Here is a 16,275-nt window from a genome sequence, read left to right as displayed (position 1 = left end):
CTATTTGATTTGGGCGCCGGAAAACAGGAGTCCGAGGCGTCGCACGGCATCCTCGATTTGCGGCGTGTGCGGATTGCCGCAATTCAGGCGCAGGCAATTACGATACATGCCGCTGGCAGAAAACAGCTCGCCCGGCACATAGGCAAGGTTCTCGGCGACGGCCTGCTCGTACAGCGCCGTCGTATCGGTCCCCTCGGGCAACTCGATCCACAGGACGAATCCCCCCTGCGGCCGTGAAATACGGGTGCCAGACGGGAAGTAGCGGGAGATGGCCATGCTCATCGCATCGACCTGCGCTTGGTAGCAGCGCCGCAAGGTACGCAGATGGCGCTCGTAGGCACCTGACTCGAGGTATTCGGCCAGCACGCGCTGGGTAATCGGGTTCGTTGCACCGCTGCCGATGGTCTTCTGCAACGCAACCGCTCCCCGACGATGCCCGGCAGCGACATAGCCGACGCGCAAGGACGGCGACAGGCACTTCGAAAACGATGAGCAGAGCATGACGTTGCCACTGCTGTCGAAAGCCTTGATCGGCCACGGACGCTCCTCGACAAGATGCAGGTCGCCGTAGATATCGTCCTCGATGACGGCGACGCCGCGTTCGGCAGTCAGCCTGGCCAATGCACGCTTACGCTCGTCGGGCATCTGGGAACCCAGCGGATTGCTGCCGTTCGCCACCAGCAGGCAGGCGGCAATGCCGCCGTTGCGCGTCGCCAGATCAAGCGCCTCGACCGACATGCCGGTTCGCGGATCGGTCGGAATCTCCAGGGCACGCAAGCCTAGTTTCTCCAGCAGCTGCAGCATCAGGTAGTAAGCCGGTGATTCGACGGCCACCGTGTCGCCTGTCTTGGTGACAGCCCGCAGACAGAGGGCAAGTGCCTCGGTGCACGAATTGGTGATGACGAACTCCTCGGCCGCCAGTGGGCCGCCCCAGGCCAGCGAACGCCTGACCAGTTGCCTGACCAGTACCGGATCGTCCATGTTGATATGGCTGCCGCTGCATAGCAGATCGGGATGGCGGCGCGCCACGCCGGCATACAAGCGGTGCAGCGCCGCGACCGGCATGAGTTCGGAGGCCGGCAAGGCTGCTGCCAGCGGTGCGACACCGGGGCGGATGCCAGCCTGCATCACACGTACCAGGCGCTGCGAGATATCGACCGCCAGCGGCGTGTCAGGCGTCGTCCGCAGCAAGGGCTCGGCGTGCGCCATCCGGGCGCGCCGGACATAGAAACCGGATTGCGGCCGTGCCTCGATCAACCCCTGGTTTTCGAGCTGCCGCATCGCCTGGACGGCGGTGCTGACCGAGACGCGGCGCTCCCGGGCAAGCCGGCGTACCGAGGGTAGCCGATCACCGTGATTGAGCACGCCGCTGGCCATCATTCTCGCCAACTCATCGGCCAGTTTTTCATATCGCAAAAGATCTTCAGGCATGCCGTACCAATACAATGGATTTCAAAACATAGCAGCACAGTTTCAAGTATCCGAAACTGTATTGATCACAATTTAGTTTTATTGTGACTGTATCAGCTATTGCGAGCCGCCTACACTCTTTACAAACAAAATGTGGAGAGCGAGATGAAAATCGAATGGCTGAACAGCGAACTTTTCCTGCGTGAAAACAGTCCGCTACGGGTTACTCGGGCGAGCGGCATACGCGTTTTCTGCCTACAGGGTACGGTTTGGATCACGACAACCGGCCAGAGTGAAGACATTTTTCTTCATGGCGACCAATGGCATGAAATCGACAGCGCGGCGCTGACGTTGATCGAGGGCGTGGGTGAAGCACGGATTCGCTTTGAACGCCCTGCACTCGTTCGGGCCGCGGCGAGACGGTGGTGTCGCCTGCGCGACGAATGGGTGAAGAGGATGCGTGAAAGTTTGGCGCGGATCAGTCGAACAGGCAGGGCTGCATCGGGGCGAGATTCTCTCGCTTGACGGTCAGCCGAACCGGTACGCCCTGACGACCGATCGCCTCGACCACCATCCGCCCGCCCGAGGCTTCGGCGACCACCCGAACATTGCGCTCGCTCTTGCCGCTACGCCCGCGATAGGCCACAAAGGTACCGGCAGCGGGAAACGAGGAGAATTTGTCACGGGGCATCTTGGCTTGTCCTGTCGATCTAGACGGCCAAAGGCTACCTCCGAACGGGATTTTAACGAACACTGTACATCCATACAGTTATCGTTTAATGTGCACCCACAGCCAAACAACTGGCTATTCATACAGTCAATCGCACATCCTTTCGGAGGTCACCATCATGGAACGCATTCAGAAACTCTTTGAACTGCTGGCCGGCATTTCCGCCGAAGAAGACGCACGCCTCGCCCGCGCCAAGGCCATCTTTGCAGAAGCCCCCTGGGATGCGACGGCACTCCACATCCCGGCTTGCTGGCGACGCAAGCAACGGGTCTGCATGCATTAAAAGTGAGTGGTCCAGCCGCAGCCCTCTATTGGCTGGCCATTTCCGGCACAATGGCGCTCCTCCGTTGAATAGCCGCGCCATTCCGCCGATCGCTCGGCCCAGCAAAGCGGGCAGCGTCGCATCGAAAAGCGTGAGGGAGCACCGCCCGACATGCCGCGATTAAGGAAAGGCGCCAAGCGTTTTCCGTAAGCGACGGGCCTGGTGGATTGGTCGCAAACCAGCGCTTCCTAAAACAATCGTCGCCGTCCCCCATTTGCCCAAGCGCCCCGCTGCGGCATAATCCGGCCTACGACTGGATTTGCTTTGATTTCCGGTCTTTTTACCCGGAGAAAACGACGCATGAAGCGTATCGACATCGACAGCGCCATACGCTTGCACAACCAGTGGCGACGGCAGTTCCTCAACGCCTTTGCCGGCGGGGACTATGCTGACATGCCCCTGTCGGAACATCGCTGCTGCTCGCTTGACCAGGAATTGTCGCCACGTGTCGCCAGTGGCAACAACAGCGTGCTGGCCGCCCTGCTCGCCGCCGACCGGCATTTCCACGCCCTGGCCAACGAGATCATCGATCTGAGCAACAACGGCCTTGGCGACTCGGCCGACCTGCTGCTTCCCGACCTGAACGAAGCTGCGCATCGGCTGATTGCCCATCTCGACGATGCTCGGGCCGTTCTCACCGACGGATAGGCAATCCTCCCCGCCTCTGGTTTGTACTCAACGAAGAGCAGCCTTGATGGCTGCTTTTTTATTGCCCAAACCGATTGAAGAGGTGCATCGCCAGGATGCTCCGATTCCTGTGGGTTCAATGCGGCACTATTCAGCTGTCTTCAGCCATTGTCCGGGCGACAGTCCTTTATTGATACGGAAAGCCCGCGCCAGGGCCGCTGCGCTAGCGTAACCAACTGCATCGGCAGTCCATGCCACCGACTTTCCCTGGCGCAGGTGCTTGCCAGCCAGATTGATTCGCCATGCCGTCAGATAAGCGCCGGGCGTGCAGCCGATAGTTTCCCGGAAAACAGTTGCAAAGCGCGCCCGCGACATCCCGGCAACATCGGCCAATCCCTCCAGCGTCCAGGCATCCGCCGGTTGTTCGTGCATGGCTGTGATCGCCTTCGACAAGCGCTTGTCAGCCAGGCCTGCAAGCAAACCCGTTGACACCGCGTCGCTAGTCATCAGGTAGCGCAGGAGATGAATCAGGAGCAGTTCCGACAAGCGATTCATCGCGGCCTGGCGCCCACACAACGAGCCATTGGATTCTTGAACCAGCAAATCCAGCGTCGCTTTCATTTCCGGAACCTTGGCAAATGGAACATGAAGGATATCCGGTAGGGCGCGCGCAATCGGATTTCCCGCCACCGAGCCGAGATCGATTCGGGAACAAATCAAATCCGCTGCTTCACCATCCTGCGTGATGAAAACATGGCGTGCCTGACGCGGATAAAGCAACAAACAGGGTTCATTCAAATGCAATGGCGGGTGCCGGTCGGAAGTCACCCGGACAGCCCCGCTCCGCAATAGATGCAGAAAACCATGCGGACTGTCGTAAACCGCCTGGCCGCAGAACTGGCCTGTATGAAAGACCTCCGTGCTCAGGGTGTAGTGCTGCAGCAGTACCGCAAGCCTGTCCATGAATGATACTCCTGGTATGCAATTTGATACGAATCGATTCGTATCGTATCAAAAAAAAGCCGATCATCCATCCCATGCACTTTTGCATGACATCACCAGGAGATCGAAATGCCTTTTATTCACCCCATCAATCCTGCAAACGCCAATGCCGAGGTAGCCAGCACGCTTTCCGCCGTCAAAGGCAAATTGGGCATGGTTCCCAATCTCTTTGCCACACTTGCCCACGCTCCGACGGTGCTGAAGGGCTATCTGGGTCTCGCCGACACGCTCGGCGGTGGGCGCCTGACGTCGGCACAACGGGAAATCATTGCACTGGCTGTCGGTCAAGCCAATTCCTGCCAGTATTGCCTGAGCGCGCATACCCTACTCGGACAAGGCGCCGGTCTCAATTCAAATGATATCGCCCAGGCTCGCAACGGCAATGCCGCGACCCGATTGGATGCGGCACTTGCCGGACTGGCCAGGAAGCTGACAGAACAACGCGGCATGCTGGAGTCGTCCGATCTGGAAGCGTATCGCCATGCCGGCGTCGATGACGGGCTGATGCTGGAAGTCGTGGCGGCTGTCGCCCTGAACACGCTGACCAACTACGCCAATCACGTAGCGGGCACTGAAGTCGATTTCCCGGCCGTCAAGGTCTAGTCCTGCCGCATTGTCGGAAACGCCTTCCTCAATGGCGTTTCCGACGGCAAACCGAGGTAAAAGGAGCGTAACCATGAAAACAAAACTCGTCATTGCAGCAATCGCGTCGACACTCGCCATGCCATTGTTGGCAGCAGATTCATTCTCACCTTACGTCGATGACAAGGGGCAGATCAGTCTGCCCAAGAATTTCCGCAGCGACTTCGTTCACCTTGGCTCGTGGGCTGTAACCGATGACAAATCGGCTGCTCGCGGCTTCCACGATGTTTACACCGAACGCAAGTCACTGGATCACTATCGCAAGACTGGAAGATTCCCGGACGGTGCGACCCTGGTCAAGGAAATCCGCCAACTTGAAACCGGCCCGCTAACAACGGGCAACCCGGTTCATTGGGCTGGAAAACCGGCAGTGTGGTTCGTGATGATCAAGGATTGGAAAGGCCGTTTTCCGGGCAACCCACTCTGGGAAGACGGCTGGGGTTGGGCCATGTACAAGGCCGATAAGCCGTTGGAAAACGCCGCCACCAGCTACAAGGCGGACTGCCAGGCTTGTCACATTCCGGCCGCTCGTACCGACCGTGTGTTCATCCAGGGCTACCCCTTGCTAAAACACTGAATCGGCTTTCGCTGAGCTCAAAAAAAAGGAACGCCGAGGCGTTCCTTTTTTTTGATCAGGCTATTTCGATCAACCCACCCAGCGGCGGGCATTGCGGAACATGCGCATCCACGGCGAATCCTCGCCCCAGTTTTCCGGGTGCCAGGACATCTGCACGGTGCGGAAAACGCGTTCCGGGTGCGGCATCATGATGGTGAAGCGGCCGTCGGCCGTGGTCACCGCCGTCAGACCGCCCGGCGAACCGTTCGGGTTGTACGGATAGACCTCGGTCGGCTCGCCCTTGTTGTCGACGTAGCGCACAGCCGACAGCACCTTGGACTGGTCGTTGGCGTTGTCGAACACCGCCCTGCCCTCGCCATGCGAGACGACGATGGGCACTTGCGAGCCTTCCATGCCGGCAAAGAAAATCGACGGTGTCTCGAGGATTTCGGTCATCACGAAACGCGCCTCGAACTGCTCGACCTTGTTGCGACGGAAAGCCGGCCAGTGCTCGGCGCCCGGGATGATCGACTTCAGCGCGCTCATCATCTGGCAGCCGTTGCAGACGCCCAGGGCGAAGGTATCCGGACGGTTGAAGAAGGCGGCGAACTCGTCGCGGCAGCCGTCATGCATCAGGATGGTCCGCGCCCAGCCGAGACCGGCACCGAGCACGTCGCCGTAGGAGAAACCGCCGCAAGCGACGAGGCCCTTGAAGTCCTTGAGGCTGACGCGGCCTGCCAGGATGTCGCTCATATGGACGTCGACCGAGGCGAAGCCGGCGCGATCGAAGGCAGCGGCCATTTCATAATGGCTGTTGACGCCCTGCTCGCGCAGGATGGCGACGCGCGGACGGCCGCTGACCTGGGCGTAAACCTTGGTGAAATCTTCCTGCGGATCGAACGTCAGCTTCGGCGTCAGGCCGGGGTCGGCGACGTCGAGGATGCGATCGAACTCCTGTTGAGCGCAGCTCGGGTTGTCGCGCATGGCCTGCATCTGGTAGCTGGTCTCCGACCAGGCGCGCTGCAGGTCGACGCGCTTTTCGCGCAGCACGCGCTTGGCGTTGCGGGTAACGCGGATTTCGTCCCACTCATTGAGCGTACCGACGAAATGGTACGGCACGCCGCAGGCACGCAGGATGGGCGTGACCTTTTCGCGGTCTTCGCGGCGAATCTGGATCAGGGCACCGAGTTCCTCGTTGAACAGGGCGCGGACGATATGCTCGAAATCACGGCCGGCCAGCAGGTCCGGACGCTTCTCGGCACCATCGACGTCGAGTGCGGCGGCGTCGAAGCACAGGCCGTCGAGGTCGAGTGACACGCCGCGACGGCTGGCAAAAGCCATTTCGCAGGCGGCAACGAACAGGCCGCCGTCCGAACGGTCATGGTAGGCGAGCAGTAGGCCGTCGCGGTTCAGTTGCTGCACGGCGTCGAACAGGCCCTTCAGCTTGGCGGGGTCGTCGACGTCCGGTGCATCGCTGCCGGTGGCGTTGTACACCTGGGCCAGTGCCGAACCGCCGAGGCGGTTCTGGCCGAGGTCGAGCAGCAGCAGTTCGGTTTCTCCCTGGTCGACGGCCAGTTGCGGCGTCTTGGTCTTGCGCACGTCGTTCACCGCGGCGAACGAAGTCACGATCAGCGACAGCGGCGATACCACCTGCTTCTTCTCGCCCTGCTCCTCCCAGGCGGTGCGCATGGACAACGAATCCTTGCCGACCGGGATCGACACGCCAATGGCCTTGCACAGGTCGGACACGGCTTCGACGGTGTCAAACAGGCGGGCATCCTCGCCCGGCACGCCACACGGCGCCATCCAGTTGGCCGACAGTTTGACCTTGCCGAGATCGCCGATGTCGGCGGCGGCCAGGTTGGTCAGTGCCTCGCCGATGGCCATGCGGCCGGAAGCCGGGGCGTCGAACACGGCGAGCGGGGTGCGCTCGCCCATCGCGAAGGCTTCGCCGAGGTAACCCTGGTAACCCATCGTCGTCACGGCAACGTCGGCCACCGGCACCTGCCACGGGCCAACCATCTGGTCGCGGGCGGTCATGCCGCCGACAGAGCGGTCGCCGATGGAGATCAGGAAGGTCTTGTCGGCGATGGTCGGCAGACGCATCAGGCGATAGGCGGCATCCTTGAGTTCGATGGCGGTGGCGTCGAAGGAAACGAAGGTTTCCGGCTGATGGGTCACGTCGCGCGTCATGCGCGGTGGCTTGCCGAGCAGCGCTTCCATTTCCATATCGACTGGATTGACGCCGAAATGCGCGTCGGTCACGGTCAGGTGGCCATCGCCGGTCGCTTCGCCGACCACGGCGAAGGGGCAGCGCTCGCGTTCGCACATGGCCTGGAATTCGGCGATACGGTCGGCCGGGATGGCCAGCACGTAGCGTTCCTGCGATTCGTTGGACCAGATTTCGGCCGGCGACATGCCCGGCTCCTCGGTCGGCACCTTGCGCAGATCGAACACGGCACCGACGCCACCCGAGTGGGCCAGTTCCGGCAGGGCGTTGGAGACGCCGCCGGCGCCAACGTCGTGCACCGACAGGATCGGATTGTTCTTGCCCATTTGCCAGCAACGGTCGATGACTTCCTGCGCGCGGCGCTGGATTTCCGGGTTGCCGCGCTGCACGGAGGCGAAATCGAGGTCTTCGGCATTGACGCCGGCGGTCATCGACGACGCTGCGCCGCCACCGAGGCCGATCAGCATGCCGGGGCCACCCAGTTGCACGAATTTCGTGCCGACCGGGAAGGTCTCTTCCTTGAACGACTGCTCGGCCTGGATGCTGCCCAGGCCGCCGGCGATCATGATCGGCTTGTGGTAGCCGCGCACGGTGCCGGCCACATCCTGCTCATAGGTGCGGAAGTAGCCGGTCAGGTTCGGGCGGCCGAATTCGTTGTTGAAGGCGGCGGCACCAATCGGGCCTTCGAGCATGATGTCGAGCGCCGAAGCGATGCGCGACGGGCGGCCGTAAGCCTTTTCCCAAGGCTGCGGCGCATCCGGCAGGTTCAGGTTGGAGACCGAGAAGCCGCACAGGCCGGCCTTGGGCTTGGAGCCCTTGCCGGTGGCGCCCTCGTCGCGGATTTCGCCGCCGGAGCCAGTCGATGCGCCGGGGAACGGGGAGATGGCCGTCGGGTGGTTGTGGGTCTCGACCTTGGTGAGGATGTGGGTCAGCTCTTCCTTGTAGCTGTAGCCACGATCGGCATCCGGGTAGAAGCGCTGGATGGTGGCGCCCTCGATGATCGAGGCGTTGTCGGCGTAGGCCATGACCGTGCCTTGCGGATGGGCCTGGTGCGTTTCGCGGATCATGCCGAACAGCGTCTTGTCCTTCTGCTCGCCGTCGATCACCCACGAGGCGTTGAAAATCTTGTGGCGGCAGTGTTCGGAGTTCGCCTGGGCGAACATCATCAGTTCGACGTCGGTCGGATTGCGCTTGGCCGTCGTAAAGATGTCGAGCAGGTAATCGATTTCATCGTCCGACAGGGCCAGGCCCAGCGAGCCGTTGGCCTCGACCAGCGCAGCCTTGCCGCCGGCCAGCACGTCCACGGTATTCAGCGGCTTCGGCTCGAAATGGCGGAAGAGCTCGCCGGCATCGGCAAAACCGGCCAGGACGGAATCGGTCATGCGGTCGTGCAACAGCGCGGCAACGGTCTTCTTCTCGTCCGCATTCAAGACACGGCCGCCACGTACCACGACATGGTAGGCAATCACGCGCTCGATACGCTCGATGGCGTCGAGGTCGCAGTTCCAGGCGATATCGGTCGCCTTGGACGACCACGGCGAAATGGTGCCGATACGCGGGGTCACCAGAAACAATTCGCCCTTGTCCTCGCCGGCCTGCTTTTCCTCCAGCAGTTGCGCCAGCTTGGAACGCTCGTCGGCGTTCAGCGCCCGGCGCAGCGCGGTGACGTGCCAGAAATCGGCGGCGACCGACTCGATGTCGGAGACGGCGGCAGTCAGGCGGGCTTGCAGGCGTTGCAGGCGGAAAGCGGAAAGAGCGTTGTCGCCCTTGAGGCAAAGAATATCGGCCATGGAGAGGTGAAATCGGGTTAGGCGGGAAGGCCGGCATTATACCTGAGGCGGGGTGCTCCCGGGTTTTGGCGAAACCCGGGCGACCGAACATCAGCCCCTCCCACCAGCGTTCCGACTTCGCAAGCTACCGAACGATTAAGCCGGCCAGGGCATCCTGATGCCCCATGACACGGTCGGTTCAGCTTACTCCCGCTGCCTGCCCGCTTTCCCCTGCTTGGTCCAATAAGCAAAAGGCTCTTCGTAGACCTCGACATCCAGTTCGGCAACCCGTGCCTGCAAGCGGGCCTGGGCGTCAGCTACTGCCTGGTTATAGACGACCGGCCCGATTTCCTTCAGGAAGAAACCGAGGAGCGCTCCCGCAGCCAGATTGCCGATTTCCTCATCGAGATTTTCGGAAAAATAACGCTGGATCGAGGCAATGGCAGCCTTGCTGGCCTCGTTGGAAATTTCGATGGTCATGGCTGTCGGCTCCCGACAATGGCTAATTGAGAGCAAAAACCCTGGTGGCGCATTTGCTTCATGCCTCTGCCAGCGCCTTCGTGATGAGCGGCAGCAGCGCCTCCGGCAGCTTGATACCACCGCTGGTCGCAAACGCACGCGCTGCTTCGGACATCTTTTTCCAGGTCTTGCGGATGATGCCCAACCATTTCTCTTCGTTGTATTCGGCATGCTGACCGGCGAAGCCCAGCATATAGTGCTCGATGAAAACCAGGCTGGAAACATCCTCCAGCAACTGCGTATCGGGATTGGTCTTGATCCCCTCCTTGCCGACCGCCGTCTTGACCTGCGCGATGGTCGCCTCGTCGTAGCCGGCCTGGCGCATCAGTTCGCCAGCCGTTTCCGCATGAAAGCGATAGAGCCCGGTTCGCCAGGCAAAGTAGCCCGGCTTGCCGAGTGGATAGTTGCTACGAGGCACCGTCCACCGTCGGATGTGCTGGGCACGCACGGCCAGTTGTGCGACTTCGCCGGCGTGCGGCGCGAAGCGGCCAATCATGTCGGTCATGCGCCGGGCGTACAGCAACTCCTTCGGCTGTCCGTCCTTCTGGTTGGGGTCTTCGGCGTTGGCGGCATCGAACAGGGCGATGGCGCGGTTGAAACGTTCCTGGCTGTTGGTCATTCGTATTCTCGAAAATGTGTCAGAGTCGCGTGTTGGACGGAAAGAGCGCAAGGGTAGCTTTGCAACGGAGTGCAGGCAATTTTTCGGCAATCACCGGGATTTTGAAAAAAATGCCATTGTCACCACGGGAAAAACTCGGCAACATCGCTGGCGCCCACGAAAGCGAGCGGGGAAGCTTGCGCTCGAGCGCTACAGGCTCATCGGCACTCTCCTTTCGTAGCTCATTTGTGACCATTTCTCCGAAAGCATCCAAGTTGATTCATATGAAAACCCCTATCCTCGTGACCTTGCTCGCTGCCGTCCTCCTTTCCGGTTGTGCTGTGGGCAACAAGCACGCTTACAACAACGTTGAGCCTGCAGTCAGCACCCGGACCGACAAATCAGTTTCCGTAGCAGCGGTCGACCAGCGCAGCTATGTCCTCTCCGGGCAAAGCGCACCCGATCTGGTAGGCATGCAGCGCGGTGGCTTCGGCAACCCGTTCGACGTAACCACCGCCAGCGGACGCCCGCTTTCGATGGAATTCGCGACGGCCATGAAGAACGCGCTGACAAAGAATGGCGTCAAGGTTGTGGCCATCGATACCAAGCCAGCCACATCGACACAGCCAGCCATGACCGACCTGATTGCCAGCGCCGGGGACAGGCTGTTGCTGCTTGGCATCCAGGAATGGATCGGCGATAGCCAGATCAACACCGAAGTCCGCTATGAACTGCAACTGGTGGTTGCCGACAGCAGCGGCAGAACGCTGGCCAGCAAAAAACTCAGTGGAACCCGGGCCTTGGGCGGCAGCCACATCAACCCACCTGGGCACGCCAAGGAAGTCATGCCCAAGGCCTTCAGGGAAACGGTGGAAACGCTGCTCAACAGCCCGGAAATCACGACCGCACTGAAATAAAGCCGGGAAAATCATTCGGCAGCAAGGACCGGGACTACTCCCGGTCTTTTTCGTTGACCGGGCTTTTCCGGAATAGAAGAGCGCTGGAGCACTGGCGAACAACCCGCATTTCCGGCCCTCTTCTGCTGACACCTCCCGAATTGCCGGTGGTGCCTGGCTTTGGACAAAGCGCTGACCCTGACACAAGTTTGGTGTAGCCTTCCGGCCTTTTTCGAGTTCGGTAACACCCTCGGCCATGACGCCAGGATTACAGCGCACCACCTTCAATCGCTCCGGCCTGGTCCGGCTCCTCTCCGAAATCACCCCGGAACCCGTTGATCCCAAATACGATTTTGGCGAGCGACTGGGCCAGTGGCTTGATTTCGCGGACGCCCTCGCCCTCTTTTCGGCGCTCAACGCCGGTGCCGCACCTACGGCAGCGCCGGCAAGCGACGCCAACGCCAGCCCTTTGGCGGCACAACTGAACCGCGTTCGTGAAAACCTGAGCAGCTCCATCCAGAACGATGGGGTGTTCAGCGAAGGAACCGTCCGCATCCGCTTCCCGACCCCACTGCCGCAGGCTACCGCCAAGGAAGCCGCCGATTTTGCTCCTTACCATCGCTACTACCTGGCTCACCAGCGTGACATGGCGAGCGCCATTTCCGCCTTGCGCGTCAACGCCCGCAAGGCACTCGCCGCCCGTTCGCCAGCGCATCGCCAGCTAGCCGAACTGGACGCCAATTTCGATAAAATACTGATCGTTCGCGAGCGCAACCTGCTCGGCAATATCCCGATTCTGCTCGCCCGGCGCTTCGCCCAGCGTTATCAGGAGCACCAGGCAAGCCTGCCGGCCGACGCCCAGGACGATCCGGCGCTCTGGACCCAACCGGGAAGCTGGCTCGAAGCCTTCTGCCAGGACACCCAGGCCATGCTGCTCGCCGAACTCGATCTGCGCCTGAAACCGGCCACCGGGCTGATTGCCGCCCTCGGCCAGGAAGACAACACCACGCCATGAACCGCAATTTCTGTATTTCCGCCTTCACTCTCGGCCTGCTTGCCGTTCTCTGGGTCGCCTCCAGCTATATTGGCGGCAGCCATCTGGCCCTGGCCGTCACCTTGGTCATCGCCGCCGTCTATATCGCCGGCGCGCTGGAACTGCGCCGCTTCCACGGCAACACCGAAGGCCTTGCCAAGGCCCTGCGTGCCATTCCGGACGACCTCGCCCACCTCGGCGAATGGCTGCAACAGGTGCCGGCACCGCTGCAGAATACGGTCCGCCTGCGCATCGAAGGCGAGCGTGCCGCCCTGCCCGGCCCCGGCCTGACGCCTTATCTCGTCGGCCTGCTGGTCCTGCTCGGCATGCTTGGCACCTTCCTCGGCATGGTCGTCACGCTCAACGGTGCCGTGCTGGCGCTGGAAAGCACCACCGACCTGCAGACCATCCGCGCCGCGCTGGCCGCGCCGGTCAAGGGCCTCGGCGTCGCTTTCGGCACCTCGGTCGCCGGTGTCGCCACCTCGGCCATGCTCGGCCTGATGTCAGCCCTCTGCCGCCGAGACCGTCTGCGTATCGGCCAACTGCTCGACAGCAAGATCGCCAGCGCCCTGCGTGATTTCTCGCTGACCCACCAGCGCCAGGAAACCTTCAAGGCCTTGCAGGCCCAATCGCAAGCCCTGCCCGATCTGGTCAGCACGCTGCGGGCGATGATGACGCAGATGGCCGAACAGAACCGGGAACTCGGTGCCAGTCTGCTCGCCGGGCAGCAACAATTCCACGCCGAAGCCAAGGCCCTCTACACCGACCTCGCCCAGTCCGTGGACCAGTCGCTGAAGGCCAGCCTGAAAGACAGTGCCACCGTCGCCGCCGAAACCATTCAGCCGGTCGTCACCGCAACCATGGAAGGCATTGCTGGCCAGACGCGCGACCTGCACGACAAGCTGTTCGGCACAGTGCAGACCCGCCTCGACGACGTTGCCGGCCACTTTGCCGAAACCCTCGGTACCGTCGGCGATACCTGGACGCAGGCGGTTGCCCGCCAGGAGCAGGCGACCGAAACCCAGCACCACAACCTGCAAGCCGCACTGCAAGGCTATACCGACAGCTTCGAGCAACGCTCGGGCGCCTTGTTGGCCTCGGTGGAAGGACTGCACGCCAGCTTGCAAGGCGATGCCGAACAGCGCAATGCGGCGCTGATCGCCGTCACCCGCGAGACCCATCAGCAGTTGGCCGACACTGTCACCCGCCAGCTGGATGGCGTCGCCAGCCGCTTCGACGTGGCCGTCGGGCAGGTTTCCGACACCTGGCGCAGCGCAGTCGACCAGCAAGGCCAGGCCAGCGACGTGCTGCATCGCAACCTGCAAACGGCGCTTGCGGCCTTTGCCGACACCTTTGCCGAGCGGGCCAATGCCCTGCTGGCAACGGTCGACAGTAACCAGGCTGCCATCCGCAGCGAGATCACCGCCGTCCATGCCGAGTTGGCCGCTGCCACTCGCGCCGAGCAAAGCGCCCTGACACAGCAGGTCGCCACCCAGCTCGACGGCCTGGCCCAGCGTTTCGACGGGGCCGTCGGTACGGTGTCCGAGACCTGGAGGCGCGCCCTGGCCAGCCATGAACAGGCCAGCGAACGCCTGACGACGGCGCTCGACAAGACCCAGAGCGGCCTGGTCGATACCTTCGCCGAACGCAGCGCCGGCCTGTTCGCCGAACTGCGTACCCAGCAGGCAGCCTGGCAAAACGAATGGAATGCCGGTGAAGCCGACCGTCAGCGCGCCTACACCGATGCCCTGCAAACGCTGGCCGGCCGTCTGGAAGGCCAGTGGCAGAGCGCCGGTGCAGCGACACTGGCGCAGCAGGAACAGATCACCCGCAGCCTGGCCGATACCACCCGCGATGTGGTCGCGACCACGCAAGCCCAGGCCCGGACAACCATCGACGAAGTCACCCGCCTGATGCAGACCGCGGCCGAGGCACCCAAGGCCGCTGCAGAGGTCATCGGCCAGCTGCGTCACGAACTCTCCGCCAGCATCGCCCGCGATAACAGCTTGCTTGAGGAACGCAGCCGCATCATGGAAACGCTGGCTGCCTTGCTCGACGCCATCAACCACGCCTCGACCGAACAGCGCAGCGCCATCGACGCGCTGGTCGCCTCGTCGGCTGAATTGCTCGAACGCGTCAGCGGCCAGTTCGCCAGCAAGGTCGACAGCGAAGCCGGCAAGCTGGTCGAAGCCGGTGCCAGCGTCGCCGGCAGCGCCATCGAAGTGGCCAGCCTGGGCGAGGCTTTCGGCACCGCGGTCCAGCTGTTCACCGAGGCCAACGACAAAATGATGGGCGCGCTGCAGCGCATCGAGGGCGGCCTCGCCAAGGCGCTCACCCGCAGCGACGAGCAACTCGCCTACTACGTTGCCCAGGCACGCGAACTGATCGACCTCAGCATCCTGTCGCAGAAAAAGATGGTGGACGACCTGCAACGCGTCGCCAGCCTCTCTGACAAACCGGTCGAGGCCTGAGCATGGAACAGATCGACGCCGGCGTCGAACACGACACCCCGATCTGGGCCGTCTTCGGCGACCTGATGTCCGGCCTGCTCGGTGCCTTCGTGCTGATCCTCGTCGGCGTGCTCGGCGTGCAGCTCGAACTGGTGAGCAGCCTGGAAGCCGAAATCCAGAAGCGCCAGCAGGAAGAAGCGCGCCGCATGGCGCTCGAAAAGGCCCTCGCCGGCCCGCTCGCCTCCGGCCGCGTCACGCTCAACAACGGCAAGATCGGCATCAGTGGCAACGTGCTGTTCGCGCTCAACTCCGACCAGTTACAGCCGGAAGGCAAGCAGCTCCTGAAGAGCCTCGCCCAGCCCATCGCCGCCTATCTGTCGGTCGGCGAGCAGATGCTGATGGTCAGCGGCTTCACCGACGACATGCCGGTGCGCGGCAGCAACAGCAAATTTGCCGATAACTGGGAACTGTCCGCCCAACGCGCCCTCACCGTCACCCGAACGCTGATCGACGACGGCGTGCCATCCGATGCCATCTTCGCCGCCGCATTCGGCGCGCAACAGCCGGTGGCCTCCAACGCCGATGCCGAAGGCCGCGCCCGCAACCGTCGTGTCGAAATGGCGCCGGTGCCCAAGAGCAGCAAGGCTGCCAAGGAAGGCAATGGCTGACACGACGGGCGGCGCCAGCGAGCCACAATCCCGCCTGCACGCCCTGCGCGCCAGCGGCGCCGATCGTCGCGACCCGGTACGCTTTGCCTACCTCGAATCGCTCGAGCGCCGCGCTGCCACGCAGCCCGAGGCCGTTCGCCGAGCCCTGCTGGCCCGCCTCGACACCGTTGCCGACCAACTGGCAGCCCTTCCCGGCCCATCCGGCGAAACACCCGTCGACAACGCCACCACCAGCCCGCTGGCCGAACTGCTCGCCTATATCGGTCAGCATGCCCATGAACAACCGGAAACGCCCCACTCGCCTGCGCCTTCGCCGAACACCCAACGAAAAGCCAGGCCCCGTGCCCCACGCGCACCGGAGCTCAAATCTGTCGCCTACTTCCGCAACACCTGGTCCAAGCTCAGTGCCGAGCAACAACTGACCCAGACGCTGGCCCAGGCCCCGGAAAACGCCGGCCCGATGAATTCCCAGCACCTCGTGCTGCGCAGCCTGCAAGTCATGCGCGACGTGGCGCCGGACTACCTGCGGGGCTTCATGTCCTATGTCGACACCCTGATCTGGCTGGAGCACGCCGACCCGACGCGCCCGACGGCGAGAAGCGAAGGCGAGCGGAAACCGCGCGCGCCGAAGCGGAACGCAGGCAAGCGGCAAGCGAGTTAGGCAGCCGCCGGGAGACGCCGCGTCCCGGCGTGACCGCCCCGTTGTCATTTGATCGAGACGGTGATTAAATGGCTTTTGCATCCGATTTTCATAGCCGGGGCACGGGCACTGGCCGGACAATTCTGCCTCGCCCGCACGACCCAAGAAAGAACTTGGGTACCT

Annotated in this window: 16 protein-coding genes; 10 read left to right on the top strand and 6 right to left on the bottom strand. The window is 62.4% G+C overall.

The window, feature by feature from the left end; translation table 11 throughout:
- Complete coding sequence (locus tag AB6Q56_RS06445; protein WP_434516272.1) at window positions 1-1,431, bottom strand: PLP-dependent aminotransferase family protein; 1,431 nt, start codon at window positions 1,429-1,431, stop codon at window positions 1-3.
- 144 nt (window positions 1,432-1,575) lie between these two features.
- Between AB6Q56_RS06445 and AB6Q56_RS06440 the strand changes: the two genes are divergently transcribed.
- The gene (locus tag AB6Q56_RS06440; RefSeq protein WP_434516271.1) at window positions 1,576-1,935 is read left to right on the top strand and encodes a DUF2917 domain-containing protein; all 360 of its coding nucleotides are present in this window, start codon (window positions 1,576-1,578) and stop codon (window positions 1,933-1,935) included.
- Here AB6Q56_RS06440 and AB6Q56_RS06435 read toward each other — a convergent pair.
- Window positions 1,889-2,101, bottom strand: coding sequence for a hypothetical protein (locus AB6Q56_RS06435; protein ID WP_434516270.1), 213 nt, complete (start codon window positions 2,099-2,101; stop codon window positions 1,889-1,891). The two genes, AB6Q56_RS06440 and AB6Q56_RS06435, sit on opposite strands and share 47 nt — an antisense overlap.
- 157 nt (window positions 2,102-2,258) lie before the next feature.
- Here AB6Q56_RS06435 and AB6Q56_RS06430 point away from each other — a divergent pair, with 157 nt between their 5' ends.
- Together AB6Q56_RS06430 and AB6Q56_RS06425 are read left to right on the top strand one after the other, a co-directional pair.
- The gene (locus AB6Q56_RS06430) at window positions 2,259-2,423 is read left to right on the top strand and encodes a hypothetical protein (RefSeq protein ID WP_434516269.1); all 165 of its coding nucleotides are present in this window, start codon (window positions 2,259-2,261) and stop codon (window positions 2,421-2,423) included.
- A gap of 339 nt (window positions 2,424-2,762) precedes the next feature.
- Window positions 2,763-3,110 carry a CZB domain-containing protein gene (locus AB6Q56_RS06425; protein ID WP_434516268.1) on the top strand — a complete coding sequence of 116 codons (348 nt, stop codon included), beginning with the start codon at window positions 2,763-2,765 and terminating at the stop codon, window positions 3,108-3,110.
- Window positions 3,111-3,236: 126 nt separating this feature from the next.
- Here the strand turns inward: AB6Q56_RS06425 and AB6Q56_RS06420 are convergent, their stop codons facing one another.
- A complete protein-coding gene (locus AB6Q56_RS06420; protein WP_434516267.1) occupies window positions 3,237-4,052 on the bottom strand; it encodes a cupin domain-containing protein in 816 nt (271 codons plus the stop codon).
- Window positions 4,053-4,160: 108 nt separating this feature from the next.
- Here AB6Q56_RS06420 and AB6Q56_RS06415 point away from each other — a divergent pair, with 108 nt between their 5' ends.
- Together AB6Q56_RS06415 and AB6Q56_RS06410 are read left to right on the top strand one after the other, a co-directional pair.
- Window positions 4,161-4,694, top strand: a complete 534-nt coding sequence (locus AB6Q56_RS06415; protein ID WP_434516266.1) for a carboxymuconolactone decarboxylase family protein — start codon at window positions 4,161-4,163, stop codon at window positions 4,692-4,694.
- A gap of 73 nt (window positions 4,695-4,767) precedes the next feature.
- Window positions 4,768-5,310 carry a cytochrome P460 family protein gene (locus AB6Q56_RS06410; protein ID WP_434516265.1) on the top strand — a complete coding sequence of 181 codons (543 nt, stop codon included), beginning with the start codon at window positions 4,768-4,770 and terminating at the stop codon, window positions 5,308-5,310.
- Between the two features lie 69 nt (window positions 5,311-5,379).
- Here AB6Q56_RS06410 and purL read toward each other — a convergent pair whose 3' ends face one another.
- The 3 genes from purL to AB6Q56_RS06395 form a co-directional block, all read right to left on the bottom strand.
- Window positions 5,380-9,309: a phosphoribosylformylglycinamidine synthase gene (gene purL, locus AB6Q56_RS06405; protein WP_434516264.1), complete on the bottom strand. Its 3,930-nt coding sequence runs from the start codon at window positions 9,307-9,309 to the stop codon at window positions 5,380-5,382.
- Window positions 9,310-9,492: 183 nt separating this feature from the next.
- Window positions 9,493-9,768, bottom strand: a complete 276-nt coding sequence (locus tag AB6Q56_RS06400; protein ID WP_434516263.1) for a DUF2164 domain-containing protein — start codon at window positions 9,766-9,768, stop codon at window positions 9,493-9,495.
- Between the two features lie 58 nt (window positions 9,769-9,826).
- Window positions 9,827-10,426 (bottom strand): DUF4202 domain-containing protein, encoded by a 600-nt coding sequence (locus tag AB6Q56_RS06395; RefSeq protein WP_434516262.1) that lies wholly within the window; start codon window positions 10,424-10,426, stop codon window positions 9,827-9,829.
- A 263-nt stretch (window positions 10,427-10,689) separates the two neighbouring features.
- Between AB6Q56_RS06395 and AB6Q56_RS06390 the strand changes: the two genes are divergently transcribed.
- The 5 genes from AB6Q56_RS06390 to AB6Q56_RS06370 all read left to right on the top strand — a co-directional run bounded on the left by AB6Q56_RS06390 (window position 10,690) and on the right by AB6Q56_RS06370 (window position 16,113).
- Window positions 10,690-11,322: a hypothetical protein gene (locus AB6Q56_RS06390; protein ID WP_434516261.1), complete on the top strand. Its 633-nt coding sequence runs from the start codon at window positions 10,690-10,692 to the stop codon at window positions 11,320-11,322.
- A 235-nt stretch (window positions 11,323-11,557) separates the two neighbouring features.
- The gene (locus AB6Q56_RS06385; RefSeq protein ID WP_434516260.1) at window positions 11,558-12,316 is read left to right on the top strand and encodes a DUF3348 domain-containing protein; all 759 of its coding nucleotides are present in this window, start codon (window positions 11,558-11,560) and stop codon (window positions 12,314-12,316) included.
- Window positions 12,313-14,805 carry a DUF802 domain-containing protein gene (locus tag AB6Q56_RS06380; protein WP_434516259.1) on the top strand — a complete coding sequence of 831 codons (2,493 nt, stop codon included), beginning with the start codon at window positions 12,313-12,315 and terminating at the stop codon, window positions 14,803-14,805. Before AB6Q56_RS06385 ends, AB6Q56_RS06380 begins: the two co-directional genes overlap by 4 nt.
- A 2-nt stretch (window positions 14,806-14,807) precedes the next feature.
- The gene (locus AB6Q56_RS06375) at window positions 14,808-15,452 is read left to right on the top strand and encodes an OmpA family protein (protein WP_434516258.1); all 645 of its coding nucleotides are present in this window, start codon (window positions 14,808-14,810) and stop codon (window positions 15,450-15,452) included.
- Window positions 15,445-16,113: a DUF2894 domain-containing protein gene (locus AB6Q56_RS06370; protein ID WP_434516257.1), complete on the top strand. Its 669-nt coding sequence runs from the start codon at window positions 15,445-15,447 to the stop codon at window positions 16,111-16,113. The genes AB6Q56_RS06375 and AB6Q56_RS06370 overlap by 8 nt, the downstream gene beginning before the upstream one ends.
- Window positions 16,114-16,275: the final 162 nt, after the last annotated feature.

Origin of the sequence: Dechloromonas sp. ARDL1, assembly GCF_051122455.1 — a bacterium.
In the GTDB taxonomy this organism is placed as follows: Bacteria; Pseudomonadota; Gammaproteobacteria; order Burkholderiales; family Rhodocyclaceae; genus Azonexus.
The sequence above is the reverse complement of the archived record's forward strand: the minus strand, read 5'-3'. Positions and strand labels throughout refer to the sequence as shown.

What these genes read in the sequence shown, in the direction of transcription:
- AB6Q56_RS06420 (WP_434516267.1), bottom strand. Translation starts at nt 4,052, where the DNA reads ATGGACAGGCTTGCGGTACTGCTGCAGCACTACACCCTGAGCACGGAG.
- AB6Q56_RS06415 (WP_434516266.1), top strand. Translation starts at nt 4,161, where the DNA reads ATGCCTTTTATTCACCCCATCAATCCTGCAAACGCCAATGCCGAGGTA.
- AB6Q56_RS06375 (WP_434516258.1), top strand. Translation starts at nt 14,808, where the DNA reads ATGGAACAGATCGACGCCGGCGTCGAACACGACACCCCGATCTGGGCC.
- AB6Q56_RS06435 (WP_434516270.1), bottom strand. Translation starts at nt 2,101, where the DNA reads ATGCCCCGTGACAAATTCTCCTCGTTTCCCGCTGCCGGTACCTTTGTG.
- AB6Q56_RS06380 (WP_434516259.1), top strand. Translation starts at nt 12,313, where the DNA reads ATGAACCGCAATTTCTGTATTTCCGCCTTCACTCTCGGCCTGCTTGCC.
- AB6Q56_RS06445 (WP_434516272.1), bottom strand. Translation starts at nt 1,431, where the DNA reads ATGCCTGAAGATCTTTTGCGATATGAAAAACTGGCCGATGAGTTGGCG.
- AB6Q56_RS06440 (WP_434516271.1), top strand. Translation starts at nt 1,576, where the DNA reads ATGAAAATCGAATGGCTGAACAGCGAACTTTTCCTGCGTGAAAACAGT.
- purL (WP_434516264.1), bottom strand. Translation starts at nt 9,309, where the DNA reads ATGGCCGATATTCTTTGCCTCAAGGGCGACAACGCTCTTTCCGCTTTC.
- AB6Q56_RS06390 (WP_434516261.1), top strand. Translation starts at nt 10,690, where the DNA reads ATGAAAACCCCTATCCTCGTGACCTTGCTCGCTGCCGTCCTCCTTTCC.
- AB6Q56_RS06385 (WP_434516260.1), top strand. Translation starts at nt 11,558, where the DNA reads ATGACGCCAGGATTACAGCGCACCACCTTCAATCGCTCCGGCCTGGTC.
- AB6Q56_RS06400 (WP_434516263.1), bottom strand. Translation starts at nt 9,768, where the DNA reads ATGACCATCGAAATTTCCAACGAGGCCAGCAAGGCTGCCATTGCCTCG.
- AB6Q56_RS06425 (WP_434516268.1), top strand. Translation starts at nt 2,763, where the DNA reads ATGAAGCGTATCGACATCGACAGCGCCATACGCTTGCACAACCAGTGG.
- AB6Q56_RS06395 (WP_434516262.1), bottom strand. Translation starts at nt 10,426, where the DNA reads ATGACCAACAGCCAGGAACGTTTCAACCGCGCCATCGCCCTGTTCGAT.
- AB6Q56_RS06410 (WP_434516265.1), top strand. Translation starts at nt 4,768, where the DNA reads ATGAAAACAAAACTCGTCATTGCAGCAATCGCGTCGACACTCGCCATG.
- AB6Q56_RS06430 (WP_434516269.1), top strand. Translation starts at nt 2,259, where the DNA reads ATGGAACGCATTCAGAAACTCTTTGAACTGCTGGCCGGCATTTCCGCC.
- AB6Q56_RS06370 (WP_434516257.1), top strand. Translation starts at nt 15,445, where the DNA reads ATGGCTGACACGACGGGCGGCGCCAGCGAGCCACAATCCCGCCTGCAC.